Here is a 20657-nt window from a genome sequence, read left to right as displayed (position 1 = left end):
CAGTAGTCGGCCCGGCGGCGGGTCCGGTTCCCGCCGCCGGTAATCTGCCTCGCGACACCACCAGGACACCTGTTCCACCACCGAGGAACCATCGGTGAAACCTGGGAGTGCCACGAAATGACGATTTCCGCGCCGGAGTCCGCCGTCCGCACGGTGGAACTGACCGTGTCGGGGATGACCTGCGCCGCTTGTTCGGCGCGGGTGGAACGCACGCTGAACAAACTCGACGGGGTCCGCGCATCGGTGAACTACGCGACCGAGCGTGCCACCGTGCAGGTTCCCGAAACGCTGGCCGACGACGTGCTCATCGAGCGGGTCCGTAAATCCGGCTACACGGCGGAGATCCGCGGCGACGAGGATCCGGACCTCGGGTTCTCCAGGGTCCGGGATCTCCGGCGACGGCTGGTCGTCGCCGCGTTGCTGGCGATCCCGCTGGGAAACCTCTCGATCACACTCGCCCTGGTGCCGCGGCTGCGGTTCCCCGGCTGGGAGCTGCTGTGCCTCGCGTTGGCCGTGCCCGTGGTGTTCTGGTCCGCGCTGCCGTTCCACCGGGCCACGCTGCGGAACCTCCGTCATCGTTCGTCCAGTATGGACACTCTGGTGTCTCTGGGGGTGCTCTCGTCGTTCGCGTGGTCGGCCTGGTCCGCCTTCGCGGGCGGCAGCGAACCCGGCTACTGGATCGGCTTCGGCCCCACCGCGGCCGGCGCCGACGCGATCTATCTCGACGTCGCCGCCGGAGTGACCACCTTCCTGCTCGCGGGCCGGTACTTCGAGAGCCGGTCCCGGCGCAGCGCCGCCGGACTGCTGGCCGCGCTGGACGCCTTGGCCGCCAAGGACGTCCGAGTCCTGAGGGACGGCGCCGAGCGGATGGTCCCGATCGGCGAGCTGACCGTCGGTGACCTGTTCGTGGTCAAGCCGGGGGAGTCCGTCGCCGCCGATGGCGTGGTCCACAACGGACTGTCCACTGTGGATGTCAGCGCGGTGACCGGTGAACCGGTGCCCGCGGAGGTCGCCACCGGGGACCGGGTCATCGGCGCATCGGTGAACCGGGACGGCAGGCTCGTCGTCCGCGCGACCGCGGTCGGCACGCATACCCAGCTGGCCCAGATGACCGCGCTCGCGGAACGCGCCCAGGCCCGCAAGGCCGCGGTGCAGCGTCTGGTCGACCGGATCTGCGCGGTGTTCGTCCCCGCCGTGCTCGGCGTGGCCGCGCTGACGCTCGCGGTCTGGCTGCTCGGCGGGGCACCCGCACGCGACGGGTTCGCGGCGGCCGTCGCCGTCCTCATCATCGCCTGCCCGTGCGCGCTCGGGCTCGCGACGCCGACCGCGCTGATGGCCGGGGTCGGCCGCGGCGCCCAGCTCGGCATCCTCATCAAGGGCCCGGACGCGCTCGAGGCGAGCCGGACGGTGGACACCGTCGTACTGGACAAGACCGGCACCGTCACCACCGGGAAGATGACCGTCACCTCTTGCCGTCCCGCAGACGGGTTCACCACCGGCGAGTTGCTGCGGTTCGCCGGGGCGGTGGAGGCCGGTTCGGAACACGCCATCGCGGCGGCCGTGGTGACCGCGGCGCGGGCCGGGCTGCCGGACCTGCCCCCGGTCGAACGCTTCACCGCGCTGCCCGGGCTCGGCGCCCAAGGCGAGGTCGAGGGGCAAGACGTCCTCGTCGGCAACGCGCGGCTGTTCGCCGATCGAGGGATCCCCTGCGACTTCACGGCGGCGGACGGCGCGACGGCGATCCTCGTCGCGGTGGACGGCCGGATCGCCGGGCACCTGGAGGTCCGGGACGTCGTGAAGCCGTCGGCGCGGGCCGCCGTCGACGCCCTGCACGCGCTCGGCCTGCGGACCGTGCTGCTGACCGGCGACAACGAAACCGCCGCCCGCGTGGTCGCGGACGAGATCGGCGTCTCCGACGTGCGTGCCGGAGTGCTGCCCGCGGAGAAGGCCGCGGTCATCGAGGAACTGCGGGCCGGGGGAGCGCGGGTCGCGATGGTCGGCGACGGGATCAACGACGGTCCGGCGCTGGCCACCGCGGATCTCGGCATGGCGATGGCACAGGGCAGCGACATCGCGGTCCGCTCCGCCGACATGGTGCTGGTCCGCGAAGACCTGCGCGTGGTCCCCGACGCCATCCGGCTCGCCGACCGCACGCTGCGGATCATCCGGGGGAACCTGCTCTGGGCGTTCGGGTACAACGTCGCCGCGATCCCGCTGGCCGCGCTGGGACTGCTGAACCCGCTGATCGCCGGGGCGGCGATGTCGCTGTCCTCGGTGCTCGTCGTGTCCAACAGCCTCCGGCTCAAGGACTTCGGCCGGGCGGACCGACGCGCCGCGTGACACTTGCGGGTGGTTTTGTACCATCGCCCCTCGGGACAAGGGGGCCTTCGTGAAGCCGTTGAACACCGGCGAACCCACCGGCGTGGGGCGCTACCGGGTGTTCGCCGCGCTCGGCGAGGGCGGGATGGGCCGGGTGCTGCTCGGGACCTCGTCCGACGGGCGCCTGGTCGCGATCAAGCAGGTCCACCCCGGTTTCGCGCACGACCCCGGCTTCCGCGAGCGATTCCGCCGGGAGGTCGAAACCTCGCGCCTGGTGTCCGGCGCGTACACCGCGCCGGTCATGGACGCCGACCCGAACGCGCCGACACCGTGGCTGGCCTCGGTGTTCGTGCCGGGACCGGCCTTGTCCGAGGCCGTCTCCGCCGGCGGTCCGCTGCCGCCGATGGCGGTCCGGCATCTCGCCGCGGGGCTCGCGCTGGCGCTCGGCGACATCCATCGGGCCGGGTTGATCCACCGCGACCTGAAGCCGAGCAACGTCATCCTCACCGGCGACGGCCCCCGGGTGATCGACTTCGGCATCGCCCGTGCCGTCGAAGGCGACTCCGAACTCACGCATACCGGCGCCGTCATCGGTTCGCCCGGGTTCATGTCACCGGAACAGGCCGAGGGCAAGCCGCTGACCCCGGCGAGCGACATGTTCTCGTTCGGCGCGCTGCTGGTGATGGCCGCGACCGGAGCGAATCCCTTCACCGGGACGTCCACCCCGCACACCTTGTACAACGTCGTCCACGTCCACCCCGATCTGCGGCATCTCGCGCCCGAGCTGCGGCAGATCGTCGAGCCGTGCCTGGCGAAGAACCCGGCGGACCGGCCGTCCCCGGCCTGGGTGCTGGAGCGGCTGGGCCCGATCCCGCCGGTCACCAGCCCGTGGCCACCGGTGGTGTCGCACCTCATCGCGACGCAACACGCCGAGGTCCAGCGGCTGCTGAACCCGCCACCGTCGAAGCGATCCCGGCGTGGCCTGTACGCCGGGCTCGCCGCGGGCGCCGTCGTGCTGCTCGCCGGCGTCGTCGCGGCGGTCTCCCTGAACTGCGACGATCCGCCGCCGGCGGCCGTCGCGCCGAGTTCGCCGCCGCAACCGGACGAGCCGATCGCCACCCCGGTCAACCAGGACCCGCTCGGCCCGGACAACCTGCGCCGGGTCGACCTGTGCAAGGTCCTGAACGGACGCGACGTGCCCGGGTTCGGCAAGCTCAGCACCAAGATCGACATACAGTTCGATTCGTGCACGTACTCTTCGCCCGCGGGCAAGTGGCTGGAGCTCGCGGTCGGTGGCGACCTCGTCGAAGGTGAAGCGGGCGGCGAGCTGGAAGGACTTCCATTGCGGGTCAAGGGGTCCGACGACGCGTGTGCGGTCGCCGTCCCGGTCTCCGGCCTGCCGAACACGAAGCTCACCGTCGATGTCAACTCGATGTCCACAAAGGACGCCGCGTGTTCGGTGGTGAAGGCCGCGCTCGCCGACGCGGTGAAACGAATCCGGGCAGGCGGCCAGGAACGCGAGCTTCCCGCCGGGACGCTGGCGCCGCTGGACCCGTGCGCGCTGGTCGGCCCCGTGACGACGGACCGGCTGATCGGCCCGGTCGTCGAAACGATCCGCGAACATCTGCACCAGTGCCGGTACGACGCGGCGGGCAGCGTCCGGCTGAGCCTGGTGCGGGCGTACCCGCCGTCTCAGTCTAAGGATTCGTACTACACGGAGACCGCCACCCTGGATCTCGGCGGTGCCAAGCTGTACCTGGCGAAGAAGGACGACGGCGTCGCCCGTTCCACCTGTTCGCTGACCTGGCAGCATCGGTCCGTCAGCGACCGAGACGGCGAGAACGTCGAGCTCACCGTCGGGACCAGTGGTACGAAGATGACCGCCGACGAAGCCTGCGAGAAGGCCAAGGCGTTCGCCGGGGTGCTGCTGCAGAAACTTCCGAAACCCTAGGGCTGGTCAGTGAAACCGTTGAACCCCGGCGAACCCCGGCAGATCGGCCCGTACCGGATCATCGCCGAACTCGGCGAAGGCGGGATGGGCCGCGTCGTGCTCGGCCTCGCTCCGGACGGCAGGCTCGTCGCGGTCAAACAGCTGCACGCCCAGTTCGCGCACGACCCGCGTTTCCGTGAGCGGTTCCGACGCGAGGTCGCCACGTCGCGGCTGGTCTCCGGCGCCTACACGGCCGCGGTCATGGACGCCGACGCGGAAGCGGAAACCCCGTGGCTCGCCTCGGTCTTCGTCACGGGACCGTCCTTGAAGGAGGCCGTGGACGCGGCCGGACCGCTGCCCGCCGAGTCGGTGCGGCTGCTGGCGTCCGGACTCGCCGCGGCGCTGACCGAGATCCACCGTGCCGGACTGATCCACCGGGACCTCAAGCCCAGCAACATCATCCTGACGAGTGACGGGCCGAGGGTGATCGACTTCGGCATCGCGCGGGTGGCGGAGGAGGCGCAGGACCTCACCGGGACGGGCGCGATCATCGGCTCGCCCGCGTTCATGTCCCCGGAACAGGCGGGCAGCGGGCAGATCACCGGCGCGAGCGACGTGTTCTCCCTCGGCGCGATCCTGGTCATGGCCGCGACCGGCCGCGGCCCGTTCACCGGCCCGACCGCACCGCAAACGCTGTATAACGTCGTGCACGGCGCAGCGGATTTCAGCGCGGTCCCGGACGAGATCCGGCAGCTCGCCGAGCCGTGCCTGGCCAAGGATCCCGCGCGACGGCCGACCCCGGAACAGATCCTGGACTTCCTCGGCCCCGTGCCGCCCGGTGGGGCGCCTTGGCCGGCGGCCGTGCACGCCCGGATCCGGCAGCAGGACACCGAGGTGCGTTCGGTGCTGGCCCTTCCGCTGCCGATCTGGCGGCCGCCGCCCAAGAAGATGGCGCCGCGGACGAAGAAGATCCTGTTCGGCTCGCTCGCCGCGGTCGTCCTGCTCATCGTGGGCGGGATGGTCGCGCTCGGGCTCGCCATCGCCGAGCACGCCAAACCCGAGAATCCCGGGGTCACCTCGTTGTCGGCGAACGATGCGCTCGCCACGGAACGTCTGCGGCTGGTGGATCCGTGCAGGGTGCTCGCGGGCCGGTTCGTGCAGGAATTCGGCACGCTGAAACCGGAAACGAGCCCGATCTACCCGGCGCGCTGCAAGTACACCGGACTCAAGGGCGTCAGCTTCGAACTCCGGCTCGGCGAAGGGGTGAGCACCAGCAGCGTCGAACGGACGGACCGCACGGCCGAAGGGCTGCCGTTGCTGCGCAGCACGATCAGCGGCGGCTGCGATTCGGTCGTGCAGCTGCCGTCGGACCGGCGGCTCGGCGTCGTCGTCTCCCGTCCGGGGCGGGAAGGCGATCCCTGCAAGGCCGCCGACGACATGCTGAGCGCCGCGCTCACCCGGCTGCGCACACACGAGGTCGATCGCGCCGGCGACCCGGCCAGCATCCTGCCGCTCGACCCGTGCGCGGTCGCCGACCCCGCGGTGCTCGGCAAGGCCATGCCCAACATGCAGCCCGCCCCGCGGACGTTGCGGATCTGCGAGTGGGTGGGCGGTGGGGACACGCTGACCGTCGAGCTGCAGCGAGGCGCCTACGCGCCGGAGGGGTCGCCGGTCGACCTCGGCAGCGGTGTCACCGGTGACCTGCGGGAGTTCGGCGGCTCGAACTGCGCGGTCACGTGGCAGCATCGGCCGCTGCCCGACCGCGAGGTCGAACACGTCGCCGTCCGGCTCCTGGCGCGCGAGGGGAGCGGAAGCCCTTGCGGCCGGGCGAAGGAGATCGCGGGCTCGATCGCGTCCCGCCTGCCGAAACCCTGAGCTTCGCGAATAGGTAACCCCCTGTGAGGCCCCGAAAACGGGGTCCGCTAAGCTATCGCCAGTACGAACGAAACACCACGCGCGTTTAGCTCAGCGGGAGAGCGCTTCCCTGACACGGAAGAGGTCACTGGTTCAATCCCAGTATCGCGCACCAGGTTCGCTTCCTCCGGTGGACCGAAGTTCGTACCACGGGCGATTAGCTCAGGGGGAGAGCGCTTCGTTCACACCGAAGAGGTCACTGGTTCGATCCCAGTATCGCCCACCGCAGTGAAGGCCCCACCCGGCACCGGGTGGGGCCTTTTCGCGTTGTGCCCGAACACGTGACTCGCGTGATTGAAGCCGTAACTCGCGTGATTGGACGCCGAACTCGGTGATCCGGCCCCAATCACGCGAGTTACGCCTCTAATCACGCGAGTTCGGCTCAGCGGAGCGCTTCGATCATCGGTGTCAGGGTGTCCATGGTCGCGGCGAGGTCGGCCTTCGGGTCGGGGGAGTGGGCGAGCCAGACGGCGGCCTCGTTCATCGCGCCGGAAAGCAGGCGTACCAACGGTTCGACGGGGCGCTTCGCCAGGACACCCTCGGTCATCAGGCCGGTCAGGGCTTCGGCGAGGTGCCGGGCGGACGACTCCGCGTCCAGTTCGCGCCAGTCCTGCCAGCCGACCACCGACGGACCGTCCAGCAGCATGATCTGCTGGGTCTCCGGATCGGTCGCGGCGGCGAGGAACGCGCGGCAGCCGGCGAGCAGTCCGGCCCACGAGTCCGGCGCGGCGTCCGCGGCCCGCGCGATCTGCTCGCCGACGTCGTGCTGCACGACGCCGAGTACGTGCCGGAACAGTTCCGCCTTGCTGCTGAAGTGGTGGTAGAGCGCGCCTTTGCTGACGCCGGCGGTCTGCGCGATGGTCTCCAGGCCGACCTTGCCGTACCCGTGCTCGGCGAACAGCCGCCGGGCCGTGGCGGTCAACGCCTCCATCGTCTCTTCGCGCTGCTGCTGTTTCGTGCGGGCCATGCCCGGATCTTGACATACCGACCGTCGGTTGGCTAACTTCGATAAAACAAACCGACGGTCGGTATTGTTCACGAGACAAGGCGGCACCATGCGTCTGACCAGCTTCTATCCCGTTCTCATGACCGAGAAGATCGCCGAGACACGGGACTTCTACCGCGATCACTTCGGCTTTGAGCTCACCTTCGAGGCCGACTGGTACGTCAGCCTGAAACGTGGTGAGTGGGAGCTCGCGATCCTCGCCCCGGGGCACGACACCATTCCCGGCGGGGCGGGCAAACCCGTGCAGGGACTGTTGCTGAACTTCGAGGTCGAAGACGTCGACGCCGAGTACCGGCGGCTGGTCGGAGAGGCCGGGCTCCCCGAGGCGCTTTCCCTGCGCAGCGAGGAGTTCGGGCAGCGGCACTTCATCGTCGCCGACCCCAACGGCGTCCTGATCGACGTGATCCAGGAGATCCCGCCGACCGGGGAGTTCGCCGGGCAGTTCACCGACGAGGCGCGCCCGAGCTGACCAGGAAGCCCGGTGGTTGCTCAGATCACCTCCTCAGCGGCCAGAACCTTACGTAGGCGCGCGAGGGCGCGATGCTGGGCCACCCGGACGGCGCCGGGGGTGGACCCCACGGCCTCTGCCGTCTCTTCGGCGGACAATCCCACGACAACCCGCAGGACCACGATCTCACGCTGTTTGTCGGGAAGGACGCGCAGCAGCTGCGACATGCGCTCGTTCAGCTCGCCTTGGAGAGCACGCTGCTCGGGACCGACGCCGCCCTCGACCTCGTCGGGGACTTCGGCGACCGGTTCGGCGCGGTTGCGGGCCGCGGCGCGATGCGCGTCGGCCACCTTGTGCTGGGCGATCCCGTAGACGAAGGCCAGGAACGGGCGGCCCTGATCACGGTACGAAGGCAATGCCGTGAGCACCGCGAGACACACCTCCTGAGCAACGTCGTCTGCGGAAGCGAACGAACGCTCCTGCCTGCCAACCCGAGCGCGGCAGTACCGCACTACCAAAGGACGGATGGCCGCCAGCAACCGCTCGACCGCTTGAGGATCACCCTCAACAGCAGCGGCGACCGGGATCCTTTCGACGTCGCCGCGGCTAGGCACCTTCGATACGGGGCTCGTTTGACCTGCGGCGATCAACTGGCGCGTCAACGCGCGACTTTTGACCTGTGCCAAGGTCTTGTCGAGATCCACGCTACGACTGAGGGAGTCATTGAAGGCATCACTGGCCTGGGACAGCCAGGTCGGCACGTTGCGGGTATCAGTCACTGTTGCCTCCTTCTGTCAGGTCCTGTGCCGGTCTCTGTTGCCCATAGAGCCGCTCAAGTCGTTTGCGGGCGTGGCGAAGGTTGGATCTGACTGTCACGGTCGACAGTCCTAGGTGATCAGCGATCTGTGTCGGTGAGAAACCGTCGAGTGCCCAAACGATGACGTCACGCTGCCGCGTCGGAAGTTGATTCACCAAGCTCGCGACCCATGCCGTCTCCTCCAGAAAGGAGATCAATCGCTCGGTCTCTCGATCCAGAGGCTGAGACCAATCACCCTTGACCGCGCGGCGTACACCCTCTTCTGTTCGCTGTAGCTGCGCTCTGGCGATCCGGGGTGCGGCCTTGCGCACCCAAGCACGTGGGTGGTCAAGACTGCTCCAGCGTTCCAAGGCTTGGACCATCGCATCCGCGGCGGCGTCCTTCGCGGTCTCGAGATCGAAGCCCGCCTTGCACAGGAATCCCACCAGCTGTGCGAAGTCGTGCTTGAAGAACTCGTCGAAGTCCGAGTACTCGTTCACCGAACATCACCACTCCCTCCCCTACGGTCGTATCTCACCAGTAGGTGCAGCGAGAGTGCTCGTTCGTGCAACGTCAGGACGCGCGGTTGTGAATTTTGGCGGAGAGCACGGCCACCACGAACGCCGCACAAGCGACGGCCGCCGACACCTGAAGCCCCGTGGTGCAGGCGGCTTTCGCGGCGTCGAGCAGTTCGTCGGCTAAATGCGACGTGAGGCCTGATGCGGCCGCCTCCGCCTGAGCCGGGCCTGACAACGCCAGCGCTCGCGCCGGTTCCGGCACGCCCGCCGGTACGGTCAGGTGCCCCGCGTACACGGCGGCGGCAAGGGAACCGAACACCGTCGTCCCGAAACCGGCGCCCAGTTCGTAGCCGGTCTTCTCCACCGCCGCGGCACCGCCAGCCTGGTCCGCCGACGTCGCCGAAAGCAGGGTGTCGGTGCTCGACGTGAGCGCGAGCGCCATCCCCAGGCCCAGCCCGGTCAGCCCGGCACCCAGCAGCACCGGCGAAGTCAGCGCGGCCGGACCCGCCGCCGGGACCAGCAACGAGACCGCCGCCGCCGCGAACCCCGCCGTCCGGACCCGGGCGTTGCCGAAGCGTCCCAGCAGGGACGGGGTCACGACGCTTCCGACAGCTGACGCGCCCAATACGAGGAGCAGCCGGCCCGCCGCAGCCGTGGGCGAAAGGCCGAGCACCACCTGCAGGTATTGGGCGAACAACAGCCCGAGCCCGACGAGTGTGCTCATCACCAGCAGCACCCCGCCGACCGCGGCCCGTACGCCCGGCCGCCGGAACAGGGCGAGATCCAGCAGCGGTGGATCGGTCCGGCGCTGGCGGCGCAGGAACAGTCCGATGAGGACACACCCGGTCACGCCCGAGGCGACGGCCGTGGTCCAGGTGCCCGGATGCCCGACGGCGAAAGCGATCCCGAGGACACCGCCCGCCGCGAGCGCCGCACTGACCGCGTCCCACGGACGCCGCCCGGGTGGGTTCCGGGGGAGCCACCGCATCGCCAGGACGACCGCCACCAGGATCACCGGCGGATTCAGCAGGAACGTGGCCCGCCAGCCCCACGCCTCGACGAGCACGCCGCCGAGGATCGGCCCGAACACCGAGCCGGTGCCCGCGATCCCGCTGCACACCGCGATCGCCGTGCGACGACGCCGCTGGTCCGGGAACAGTTCGCGGAGCAGCGACATCGTCACCGGCATGATCATCGCGCCGCCGCAGCCGAGCAATGCGCGACAGCCCAGCAGCACCGGGACGTTCGGCGCGAACGCGCAACCGAGCGACGCGATCCCGAACACGACGTACCCGGCGACCAGTACGCGCCGCCGCCCGTACCGGTCGCCGAGGGTGCCGAACGGCAGCAGCAGGGGCGCGGCGGTCAGCGGGTAGATCGCCACGATCCACACCTGAGCCGCCGCGCCCGGCCGCAGCTGCCGGACGAGGTCGGGCAACGCGACGTGCAGCACGGTCGCGTCGACCGCCACGAGGAAGAGCCCGGCGCCGAGTACTGCCAAAAGCGGCCAGGCGCGGTCGACCGCTCGCTCGGCCCGGGCCGTGGTCACAGGAGTCCCGTCAGATGCCTCGCCACGACATCGACGTGGGGCGGGTCGACCACCGACAGGTGATGCGCCTCGACCGGCACGATCTCCAGCTCCGGGCACAGCTCCGCCCAGCCCGCCGCGAGATCCGTGCGCGAATACCGGGGTTCCATCGCCAGCCCGGCCGCGTACTGCTCGGTCGCCCGGTAGAGCACGACGCGCCCGTCGTAGCGACGGGGCGTGCCGCGTTCGGCCGCCAGTGTGTCCAAAAAGGACTGACGCTGGTGCCGGAGGACGCCGGGGCTGAGCAAGCCAGCTTCGGCGACCCGCCGCATGGTCAGCTCGATCTGCTCCTCTTCGGGCAGCGGTGCGAGCTCCTCGTGGCCGAGCCGCACTTCTCGGCCGTAGGTCCCCTCGACGTATCCGGTGAAGCGCAGGAACCGCCGGGCCGACGACGCCCTCGCATCGAGGTCCGGCTCCGGAAGCGGGAGCATCGTGTCGATCAGCGCGACGAACTCGACCTCCTCGCCCTCATCGGCGAGCCGCGCGGCGACCCCGTACGCCAGTGCCCCGCCGAACGACCAGCCCGCCAGCCGGTACGGCCGGTCGCGACGTTGTTCCCGCACCAACGGCAGCAACTGCTCGACCCGTTCCTCGATGCTGACACCGGGAACGCGTTCGAACCCGATGCACGGCACACCGGCGGGCAGCCGCTCCAGCAGCGGCCGGTACACGGTGCACGTGCTGCCGCCAGGGTGGAACAGCAGCAGCGGCGCGACTCCGGGCTCGCCGGGAGAGAGGACGTGCACCGGCCCCCGTTCTTCTCGCGTGTCGAGGACCGCGCGGGCGACGTCGGCGATGGCCGCGAGGGTGTCGTGCCGGCGGAGTTCGGCGGCGTCGACAGGCGTGGCGAGTTCGGCGCCGAGCCCCTTGGCGAGCAACTCGGCCAGCCGGTCCGGTGTAGCCGTCTCGGTCAGCCGGACGTGTGTTCCGGCCGCTTCGGTGCCGGTGTGTTCCTGCCACAGGCGCAGCACCAGCCGGTCCGCCGCGTCCCAGGCGCGACCGCGCGACGGCAGCGGTTCCTCGTTCTCGCGGGGCGCGAGATCGCGGCTGAGATCGGCGAGCGTGGCGCCCCGGAGCACGGCCGCCGAGTCGGGTTCGGTGCCGAACTCCCGGCGGACGGCCTCGCGGATCCGGTTCGCCATCAGGGAATCCAGTCCGAGTTCCACCAGCGGGACATGGGCGTCGAGGCGGTCGGCACGCAGCCCCATCACGGCGGCGACGATCTCGGTGAGCCGGTCGCCTCCACGACTGCGCACCGGGTCGGGCTCCGGGGTGCGGGCAGCGAAAGACGGCGCCTCTTCGGTTGTCGTGTACCAGTGCCGTTCGTGCCGCCACGGCATCGGCGGGACGTCGACCAGCCGGGCCCCGTCGTCCGGATCGGCGGTGGTGATCCGGGTGCCCGCGCAGTACAGCTCGGCCGCGGCGGCGCCCAGTGCGCGGACCTCGTCCTGGCCCCGGCGCAAGGTCCCGGTGACGAGCGCGTCGTCGATGCCCTCGGCTTCGAGCGTCCTCGCCACCGAACCCCGCAGGATCGGATGCGGTGACACTTCGAGGAATACGCGGTGCCCGTCCGCGGCGGCGGCTGCCACGGCCTGCCGGAACCGCACCGGACGACGCAGATGCGTGGCCCAGTACCCGGCGTCGAAGTCCGGCAGCTCCCGCGGATCGGTCAGAACCGTGTCGTACCAAGGAACCGTGGGACGACGGCCGCCCAGTTCGACGAGCGCCTCCCGGAGCGCGGGCAGTACCGGGTCGACGCGGGCGGAGTGGCCGGCGACCTCGACCGGCAGCAACCGCGCCCGCAGCCCGGCCGCTTCGAGTTCCGCCACGAGCAGATCGAGCACGACCGCGTCCCCGGCCACGGTCAGCTGCCCCGGCGCGGATTCGACGGCGAGTTCGATGTCCGGGTACAGGTCCAGCTCTTCGGGCGCCAGTTCGACCGCCGCCATCGCGCCACCCGGCCCGATGGTGCCCAGGAGCCGGGCCCGGGTCGCGACCAGGTGGACGGCCTCGTCGGGGGTGAGCACGCCGCTCACCACGGCGGCCGCCGCGGAGCCGAGGGAGTGCCCGACGACGGCCGCGGGCCGGACCCCGAGTGCCTCCCACTGGGCGGCGAGCGCGATCTGCGTGCCGAAGATGGCTGTCTGCGTTTCGGGCAGGGACAGGGGATCCCCGCTGGTGAGCAGGGCGCGCAGCGAGCGGCCGGTGTGCTCGGTGAACAGGTCGTGGAGCTTGTCGACCTGGGCGGCGAACGCGGGTTCGGCGGCCAGCAGCCCCTGCCCCATACCCGGCCACTGCGAGCCGTGGCCGGAAAACACGAACACCGGCCCGTCGGTGCTCCGGGTGGTGCCGGTGACCGCGCCCGCGGGCAGCGGATCGGCGCCGGAGCCGACGGCGCGCAGCAGCCCGGCCAGCTCGGCCGTGCCCCCGGCGACGACGGCCGCTCGGTGCGGACCGCCGTTGTCGCGGCGGGCGAGCGTGTGGGTTACGTCGGCCAGGGACAGCGACGGTGTGGCTTCCAGCCAGTTCGCCAGCTGCGTCGCCCGTTCGGTGAGGCGGTCGTGGGTGCGGGCGGACAGCAGTCCGATGCGGACGTCGCCGCGGTCCGGGACCGGCTCCGGCGGCGGCGCCTGTTCGAGGACGACGTGCGCGTTGGTCCCGCCGAAACCGAACGCGGACACGCCCGCCGTGGCCCGCCCGGACCGGCGCGGCCACGGCGTCGGTTCGGTCACCACCTTCAGGCGCAGGTCGTCGAACGGGATATGCGGGTTGGGCGCGGTGAAATGCAGCTGAGGCGGCAGTTCGTCCCGGGTCATCGCGAGGACGACCTTGATCAGCCCGGCGATCCCCGCGGCCGCCTCGGCGTGCGCGATGTTCGTCTTCACCGAGCCGATCAGCAGGGGTGCGTCGGCGGGGCGGTCCTTGCCGAGTACGGCGCCGAGTGAGCGGGCCTCGATCGGGTCGCCGAGCAACGTGCCGGTGCCGTGCGCCTCGACGTAGTCCACAGTGGACGGGTCGAGCCGGGCGCCGTGGTACGCCGTGCGCAGCATGTCCTGCTGTGCAACGGGATTCGGCGCCGCCATACCCTGTGACCGGCCGTCGGAGTTGACCGCGGTGGAGCGGATCACCGCCAGCACCCGGTCCCCGTCGTACTCGGCGTCCGCCAGCCGTTTGAGCACGACGACACCGCAGCCCTCGGCACGCGCGATGCCGTCCGCGTCCGCGGCGAACGTCTTGCACCGGCCATTCGCGGCGAGCAGCCCCGCCGCGGCGAACGCGGCCGTCGGTCCGGGAAGCAGCATGAGGTTCACCCCGCCCGCCAACGCCAGATCCGCCTCGCCATCGCGCAGCGCACGCACCGCGTGGTGCACCGCGACCAGTGACGAGGAGCAGGCGGTGTCCACCGCCATACTCGGCCCGCGCAGGTCGTAGACGTAGGAGAGCCGGTTGGCCGCGATGCTCCCGGCCGCACCGGTGGCGGTCCACAGATCCACGCCGCCCTCCGCCATCGTGAGGTGGCCGTAGTCGTGTGTCGAGATCCCGGTGAACACGCCGGTCCGGCTGCCGCGCAGGGAAGCCGGGGCGATTCCGGCGTGTTCCAGCGCGGCCCACGCGACTTCCAGGAGCATCCGCTGTTGCGGGTCCATTGTGGACGCTTCGCGCGGGGTGATGCCGAAGTGGTCCGCGTCGAACCCGGCCACGTCGTCGAGGAATCCGCCGACGATCGGGGCCGCGTCGGCGCTCCACCGGCCCGGCGGCGCGGTCCGGACGGCGTCGCGGCCACTGCGCAGCAATTCCCAGAATTCGTCGAGGCCGTCCGCGCCCGGCCAGCGGCAGCCGAGGCCGACGACGGCAATCGGATCGGTCCGGCGACGGTCCGTGCCCGGCTGTTCGGGTTCGGGCTCGGTGCCGCCGGTGAGCGAGCGGGCCAGGTGGTCGATGGTCGGGCTCTCCCACAGCAGGGTGGCCGGGAGCGGGGTGCCGAGCAGGTCTTCGAGGTCGGCGGCGATACCGACGGCCTGGCGGGAGGACAGGCCGTAGTCGCTGAGCGGGCGGTCGGCTTCGAGCCTGGCCGCGTCGACGCCGGTGTGCCCGGCGACGGTGTCGAGCAGCCAGCGGCGCAGCGTGGGGGTGTCGAACGACGGGTTTCTCATCGCACCAAGGCCTTTCCGTAATCGCCGGCGAGGTAACGGTCGCGGCAGGCGCTCCGCGCGATCTTGCCGCTGGAGGTCCGCGGGACCAGGCCCGCCGGGACGAGCACGACGTCGCGCAGCGCGAGGCCGTGCGCGTCGGAAACGAGCCGCCGGACCGCCGCGGCGAGCGCCCGCTCGTCCTCGGTGGTCAGCGCGCTGTGGCCGCGGTGCTCGGCGACGATGACGGCGGCTTCGGTGTCGGTGCCTTCGACGGCGAACGCGGCGACACTGCCGGGGCGGATGTCACGGTCGGCCGAGGCCGCCGTCGCTTCGACGTCCTGCGGGTAGTGGTTGCGGCCGTCGACGATGAGCAGATCCTTGATCCGGCCCGCGATGTAGACCTCGCCGTCGTACCGGACGCCGAGGTCACCGGTGCGCAACCAAGGGCCGGCCGGCAGCCCCTCGTGGTCGCCGGTCAGCCTGGCACCGAAGGTTTCGGTGCTCTCCAAGGGTTTCTGCCAGTAGCCGGTGCCGACGTTGGGGCCGTGGACCCAGATCTCGCCGACCGAACCGTCCTTCAGCGCGACGCCAGTCTCGGGATCGACCAGCGCGACTCGCTGACCCACCGGGACACCGCAGGCGACCAGCTTGAGACCGTCGTCCGACGGTCGTGCCGTTCCGGCGCCCAGCGCGGCGCGGTCGAACGTGGTGACCCGCGGCGGAACGCCGGGGCCGGTGGTGACGAACACGGTCGCTTCGGCCAGCCCGTACGCGGGCCTCGTCTTGTCCGGGGTGTATCCGGCTTCGGCGAAGGTTTCGTGGAACCGGTCGAGCACGCCGGGGTTGATCGGCTCGGCGCCGTTGACGATCGCGGCGACCCGGTCGAGACGGAGCTTGGCGCGATCCTCGTCGCGCACCCGGCTCGCTGCGTAGTGGAAGGCGAAGTTCGGGGCGGCGCTCCAGCTCCCGTTGTGGTCGCCGAGCAGTTCCAGCCAGCGCACCGGACGCTCGATGAAGGCCAGCGGATCCATCAGCACCGATCGCATGCCTATCGCCAGCGGTGTGATCAAACCGAGGACGAGACCCATGTCGTGGAACAGCGGCAGCCACGACACCGTGGTCCCCGTCGGTGCGATCCCGAGCCCGTGGACCGCCTGGCGGACGTTGGCGAGCACGTTCTCGTGGGTCAGCACCACGCCGGCCGGGCTGCGTGTCGAACCGGAGGTGTACTGCAGGTACGCCACGTCGTCCGGCGCCGGGGCCGGGGCGGGCCAGGCGCGGACGGGCCCCGTCTTGTCGGCCGCGACGACCGTGACGTGCTCGCCGCCGGGCAGGCCGGCCAGGAACTCGCGGACGGCGTCCTCGGCCGCGGCGGTGGTGATCACCGCGGTGGGGGAGCAGTCGGTCAGCACCGCGGCGAGCCGTCCGGCGTGCCCGGGCAGCCCGGGATCGAACAGCGGCACGGCGATCGCGCCCGCGGTGATCGCGCCGAGGAAGGCGACGACGTACTCGGCGCTCTGCGGGCACAGGATCGCCACCCGGTCGCCTGCCCGGACGGGCAGCGCGCTCGCGACGGCGTCGACACGGTCCTTGAGTTGTTTCCACGTCAGCGTCCGCCGTCGCCCGGCGCGATCGGTCGCGAAGTCGGTGAAGGTGACCGCCGGCCGGTCGCCGTCGGTGTCCGCCCAATGCCGCAGGCAGTCGGGGAGGGTGGGGCCGGCCGTGGCGGGCAGGTTTTCGGGGGCCAGGGACATGACGTCTCCTCGGGGGATCGGCGGGTGGTGCGGGGGGTTCAGCGGCCGAGCGGACCGGCGGCGTGCCGCCAGGCGTCGACGGCGAGCGCGTCGAGATCGAGGCCGGTGGTCCCGGCGTCACGAAGCACGACCAGCACGTCGTCGGCGGCGATGGCGACGGTGCGCAGACGCAGTCCCGGCAGCTCGGGGGGCTGCCCGGGGAGCGTCAGGAGTTGTTCGTAGGAAAGGGTTTTCGCGCCCGGCACGAGGGGAGCCGGGTGGACGGTGACGGTCGACACCGCGGTACCGGCCGCGTCGTCGACCGTCACCTTCGAGCACCGCCCGGCCTGCGCGGCCCAGGCCGCCAGATCGGGTGGGTTCGTCATGCGGGCGACCAGTTCGGAGACCTGGCCGCCGGGGACCGGGGACTGGAAGCCCTGGCCGGCCGCGCCGTCGCCGACCAGCCTGCCGTGGACGACGTTTTCGCAACCACCGACGTCGACCCTGCTCTCTCGACGGTCCGACGTGGACAGTGCCGAGGCCACGTCGAAACCGTCGCGCGCGGACGCGTGCGGGACGGTTTCCGGTGGCAGCAGGGCGGCCTCCGGAACCACGGGGGGAGGCGGTGCGGGCGCGGCCTGAATCGATTCTCCGGGGGTGCCGGAAATGGTCGCGACCGCGGCGGCGGACACGACGAGAGCGCGAATTCGGGCAGCCATGAATAGCCCTTTCGGAAGGGTCCTTGGGGAGGGGTGGTCCCTTCGGTGGGACGCGGGCGCCGGGGTCGCGTCGGGGAACGCCGAACCCGGGCGGCACGACGAAGGCTACGACGGGAAATCGAATACCGGAAGGCATCAAGAGAACGTAAATGTCCTTCGTGTACTGGGTGTGACCTGCGTTTTCCGGACTTTTCGCTGGTATGCGAGCCGGTCTGGTACTCCCGTGCCACAGTTGCTCACTGTCCGTGAGTGATGGGTCACCCGACTGGGGGAGGCCGATGGTTTTCTTGTTTCCCTGGCATTCATATTGTCCTCCCGGATTGTGGGCAGGACAATTGCGCGGAAGCGGCCCGTCCGCTTAACGTGTCGCCACCGCTGATTTTCTTTCTCGGGTAATCGCCGTCACATTTTCGAATTCTGTCGAACGACCGGGACAAAGGATTACGTATGCGCAATACTTCGAGGCGGCTGTGGGCGGTCGCGGCCGTCACCTGCCTGCTGTCGGCCGTCGTCGTGGCTCCGGCGCGGGCCGAGAGCGGTGTCCCGGACGCCAGGGCCGACGACGGCTCGCACGTCGTGGCCCAGACCACTGTGGACGGTGACCCGCGGATGCTGGACCTCACCGTGCGCTCGGTCGGCGTCGGGAGCTACGCGATGGTCCGGCTGATCCTGCCGTCGGGCTGGGCCGCCGAACCGGACCGGAAGTGGCCGGCGGTGTACCTGCTCGCCGGGGAGACACGGCTGCAGGACTATCGCGGCTGGACCGCCAACACCGACATCCGGAAGCTCGCCGACGACTCCGGCGCGCTGGTGGTGATGCCGGGCTCCGGTTCGGCGGGGTTCTTTTCCGACTGGTGGAATTACGGCAAGAACGTCGTGCTCAATCAATGGGAGACCTTCACCGCCGTCGAGATCCCGCAGCTGATCGATCGGGGCTATCGCGGAGACGGTCGCCGAGTGGCGGCGGGGCTGTCACTCGGCGGCTACGGCGCGGTCGAACTCGCCGCCCGGCGGCCGGGGGTGTTCAGGTTCGCCGGGTCGTTCAGCGGCAACCTCAACCCCACGGGCCCGTACGGCGAGCTGCTCACCAGTGTGATCGTCTCCTCGGCTCGGCAAGACCCCGAAGCGCTCTGGGGCGACCGCCGTCGTGAGGCGTCGCGCTGGGACGCGCACGATCCGCTGGTGAACGCCGATCGCCTGCGTGGCACCGAGCTGTACCTCTCGACGGGCAACGGCCTCCCGGGGCCGTTCGACGGCAAGCTGCCGATCGACGTGCTGCCCGGCGCGATGCTGCTCGAATTCCTCTGCTCCGGGCAGACCACCGCGATGGCCGACCGGCTGAACCGGCTCGGTGTCCCGGTCATGACGGACTTCTACGGTGCGGGCACGCATCATTGGGCGTACTGGCAGGACCAGTTGCACAAGACGTGGCCGCGGATGCTGCGTGCCCTCGCCGCGCCGGTGAAGGCGGGGGAGGCGTCGTGACCCGTCCGTCCTTTGTGGTCACCGGGGCGTCGAGCGGGATCGGCCGGGCTTGCGTGGCCGAACTCGTCCGGCGGGGCGCCCACGTCTGGGCCAGTGTCCGCACCGACGCGGATGAAACGGACCTCGCGCGGACCTTCGGCGAGGCGGTCACCGTGCTGCGGATGGATCTGCGGGATCCGGCGTCGATCGCGGAGTGCGGGGAGAAGGTCGCGGCGGCGGGCCCGTTGCGTGGACTGGTGAACAACGCCGGGATGGCCCGGCCGGGACCGTTGGAACACGTCCCGCTCGACGATTTCCGGCAGCAACTGGAGGTCAACGTCACCGGTCAGCTGGCCGTCACGCAGGCGATGCTGCCCGCGCTGCGCGCCGCGTCCGGTGCCAGGGTCGTCACGGTCGGGTCGATGGGCGGGCGGATCGCGGGGCCGATGGTCGGGTCATATCACACGTCGAAGTTCGCCTTGGTCGGGTTGACCGACAGCCTGCGCGCCGAGCTGGCCCCGTCCGGGATCGGCGTCGTCCTCGTCGAACCCGGCGCCGTCGCGACCTCGATCTGGCCGCGTGCCCGCGCCGCCGCCGAAGAGGTGCGTGCCGCACTGCCGGAAGCCGCGCGGGAAAGGTATGCGGCGCAACTGGACGAGGCCGAGCGCAGCGCGGAACGGTCCGCGCGGAACGGGGTGCCGCCCGAGCGGGCGGCGCGGGTCGTGGTCCACGCGCTGACCGCACGCCGTTTCGCGCCGCGGTATCTGGTGGGCAGGGACGCGCGGATCGCCGCAGTGCTGGCGAACCTGCCGTTCCGGCTTCGTTACCGGCTGACGGCGGCGAAACGATGAGCCGGCTGGTCGTGATCGTCGCTCCCGGCTCGCGGGGCGACGTCCAGCCGTGCATCGCCTTGGGGCGTGGTCTCGACGGCGATCGGGTGCGGGTGCTGGCGGCCGAACGGTTCCGGACCCTGGTGACCTCGCACGGCCTGGATTTCGCGCCGCTTTCGGCCGATCCCGCGGAGATCCTCGGTTCGGACGGCGGACGCGAATGGACGGAGGGGCGCACGTCCGCGACCTTCCTGCGCGGGTTGCGCGGCGCGCTGGCCCCGGTGATGGAGCGTCTGCTGGCCGACGTCCACGAGGGATCGGCGGGAGCGGACCTCGTACTCGCCCCGACACTGGGATTCCTCGGCGCGCATCTGGGTGCGTCGCTCGGCGTTCCCGACGTCGAACTGCACTACCAGCCCAGCATTCCGACAGGGGCTTTCGCGCATCCGCTGGTGCCGTGGGCGGCCAAGACCGGGCCGTGCGGCAGGCGGCTGAGCTTCCGCGCCGTCGACACCGTCGCGTGGCAGGTGCTGCGGCCGGAGGTGGACCGATGGCGCGAGCGGTCACTCGGCCTGCCCTCGGCCGGTTTGCGCGGGCCGCGTCGAACGGAAACCCCGGTGCTGTGCGGGTTTTCCGACGCCGTGGTGCCCCGGCCGAAGGACTGGCCCGCGCGGGTCCACGTCACCGGCTACTGGTTCCTCGAGGCGCCCGCCGCCTGGCGGCCGGATCCGCGCCTGCGTGATTTCCTCGCGTCCGGGCCGCCTCCGGTGTACGTCGGTTTCGGCAGCATGCGGCCGTCGGAGGCGGAACGGACGTTCGCGACCGTCCGCACGGCGTTGCGCCGCGTGGGGTTGCGCGGCTTGCTCGGTACCGATGCCGCAGACGGCGACGACGATCTGCTGACCGTCGGGGACGTTCCGCACGCGTGGCTGTTCCCGCGCACCGCGGCGGTGGTGCACCACGGTGGCGCGGGCACGACCGCGGCGGCGTTACGCGCGGGCGTTCCCTCACTGGTATGCCCGGTCTTCTCCGACCAGCCTTACTGGGGCGACCGGGTTTTCCGGCTCGGGGCAGGGCCACGTCCACTGCCACTGCGGGAGCTGACCGCGGACTCGCTGACCGCGCGGCTGCTGGAGCTGTCCGGCAACCTCCTGTTCCGCCGCGGCGCGCAGTACGTCGCGGCGCGGCTACGGGAGGAGGACGGGGTCGCGAGGGCCCGGCAGGTGCTGCGATCCGTGGGCTAAATGTATGCGTTTCGC

The 20657-nt window shown here is 71.0% G+C and carries 14 protein-coding genes and 2 tRNA genes; 9 read left to right on the top strand and 7 right to left on the bottom strand.

Annotation, left to right across the window (positions count from 1 at the left end; all coding sequences use genetic code 11):
* Positions 1–117: 117 nt before the first annotated feature.
* From DMC64_RS28820 to DMC64_RS28800, 5 genes are all read left to right on the top strand, one after another.
* Entirely contained in the window at positions 118–2340 is a 2223-nt protein-coding gene (locus tag DMC64_RS28820; RefSeq protein WP_125736065.1) for a cation-translocating P-type ATPase, read from the top strand.
* A 49-nt stretch (positions 2341–2389) separates the two neighbouring features.
* Positions 2390–4270 (top strand): serine/threonine-protein kinase, encoded by a 1881-nt coding sequence (locus tag DMC64_RS28815; RefSeq protein WP_125736064.1) that lies wholly within the window; start codon positions 2390–2392, stop codon positions 4268–4270.
* A 9-nt stretch (positions 4271–4279) separates the two neighbouring features.
* Complete coding sequence (locus tag DMC64_RS28810; RefSeq protein WP_125736063.1) at positions 4280–6124, top strand: serine/threonine-protein kinase; 1845 nt, start codon at positions 4280–4282, stop codon at positions 6122–6124.
* A gap of 79 nt (positions 6125–6203) precedes the next feature.
* Positions 6204–6278, top strand: a tRNA-Val gene (locus tag DMC64_RS28805).
* 36 nt (positions 6279–6314) lie between these two features.
* A tRNA-Val gene (locus DMC64_RS28800) sits at positions 6315–6386 on the top strand.
* Positions 6387–6545: 159 nt separating this feature from the next.
* Here the strand turns inward: DMC64_RS28800 and DMC64_RS28795 are convergent.
* Positions 6546–7130, bottom strand: coding sequence for a TetR/AcrR family transcriptional regulator (locus DMC64_RS28795; protein WP_125736062.1), 585 nt, complete (start codon positions 7128–7130; stop codon positions 6546–6548).
* 88 nt (positions 7131–7218) lie between these two features.
* Here DMC64_RS28795 and DMC64_RS28790 point away from each other — a divergent pair, with 88 nt between their 5' ends.
* Positions 7219–7638, top strand: coding sequence for a VOC family protein (locus DMC64_RS28790; RefSeq protein ID WP_125736061.1), 420 nt, complete (start codon positions 7219–7221; stop codon positions 7636–7638).
* A 20-nt stretch (positions 7639–7658) separates the two neighbouring features.
* Here DMC64_RS28790 and shbA read toward each other — a convergent pair whose 3' ends face one another.
* From shbA to DMC64_RS28760, 6 genes are all read right to left on the bottom strand, one after another.
* Positions 7659–8231 (bottom strand): RNA polymerase sigma factor ShbA, encoded by a 573-nt coding sequence (gene shbA / locus DMC64_RS28785; RefSeq protein ID WP_125736267.1) that lies wholly within the window; start codon positions 8229–8231, stop codon positions 7659–7661.
* Positions 8232–8388: 157 nt separating this feature from the next.
* Positions 8389–8913: an RNA polymerase sigma factor gene (locus DMC64_RS28780; RefSeq protein WP_125736060.1), complete on the bottom strand. Its 525-nt coding sequence runs from the start codon at positions 8911–8913 to the stop codon at positions 8389–8391.
* Positions 8914–8986: 73 nt separating this feature from the next.
* Entirely contained in the window at positions 8987–10480 is a 1494-nt protein-coding gene (locus DMC64_RS28775; RefSeq protein WP_125736059.1) for an MFS transporter, read from the bottom strand.
* Positions 10477–14673 carry a type I polyketide synthase gene (locus tag DMC64_RS28770; RefSeq protein ID WP_125736058.1) on the bottom strand — a complete coding sequence of 1399 codons (4197 nt, stop codon included), beginning with the start codon at positions 14671–14673 and terminating at the stop codon, positions 10477–10479. The genes DMC64_RS28775 and DMC64_RS28770 overlap by 4 nt, the downstream gene beginning before the upstream one ends.
* Positions 14670–16406: a fatty acyl-AMP ligase gene (locus DMC64_RS28765; protein ID WP_199755130.1), complete on the bottom strand. Its 1737-nt coding sequence runs from the start codon at positions 16404–16406 to the stop codon at positions 14670–14672. Before DMC64_RS28765 ends, DMC64_RS28770 begins: the two co-directional genes overlap by 4 nt.
* 38 nt (positions 16407–16444) lie before the next feature.
* Positions 16445–17104: a hypothetical protein gene (locus tag DMC64_RS28760; protein ID WP_125736057.1), complete on the bottom strand. Its 660-nt coding sequence runs from the start codon at positions 17102–17104 to the stop codon at positions 16445–16447.
* Between the two features lie 447 nt (positions 17105–17551).
* On the opposite strand from DMC64_RS28760, the gene DMC64_RS28755 reads away from it, so the two are divergent.
* The 3 genes from DMC64_RS28755 to DMC64_RS28745 are packed head-to-tail and all read left to right on the top strand — an operon-like array spanning position 17552 to position 20642.
* Positions 17552–18589 carry an alpha/beta hydrolase family protein gene (locus DMC64_RS28755; protein WP_199755129.1) on the top strand — a complete coding sequence of 346 codons (1038 nt, stop codon included), beginning with the start codon at positions 17552–17554 and terminating at the stop codon, positions 18587–18589.
* The gene (locus DMC64_RS28750) at positions 18586–19419 is read left to right on the top strand and encodes an SDR family NAD(P)-dependent oxidoreductase (protein ID WP_125736056.1); all 834 of its coding nucleotides are present in this window, start codon (positions 18586–18588) and stop codon (positions 19417–19419) included. Before DMC64_RS28755 ends, DMC64_RS28750 begins: the two co-directional genes overlap by 4 nt.
* Positions 19416–20642 carry a glycosyltransferase gene (locus DMC64_RS28745; protein WP_125736055.1) on the top strand — a complete coding sequence of 409 codons (1227 nt, stop codon included), beginning with the start codon at positions 19416–19418 and terminating at the stop codon, positions 20640–20642. Before DMC64_RS28750 ends, DMC64_RS28745 begins: the two co-directional genes overlap by 4 nt.
* Positions 20643–20657 lie beyond the last annotated feature (15 nt).

Origin of the sequence: Amycolatopsis sp. WAC 04197 (assembly GCF_003947475.1) — a bacterium.
GTDB lineage: Bacteria > Actinomycetota > Actinomycetes > Mycobacteriales > Pseudonocardiaceae > Amycolatopsis > Amycolatopsis japonica.
Note: the sequence above shows the minus strand (reverse complement) of the source record. Positions and strands in the feature narration are given on the sequence as shown.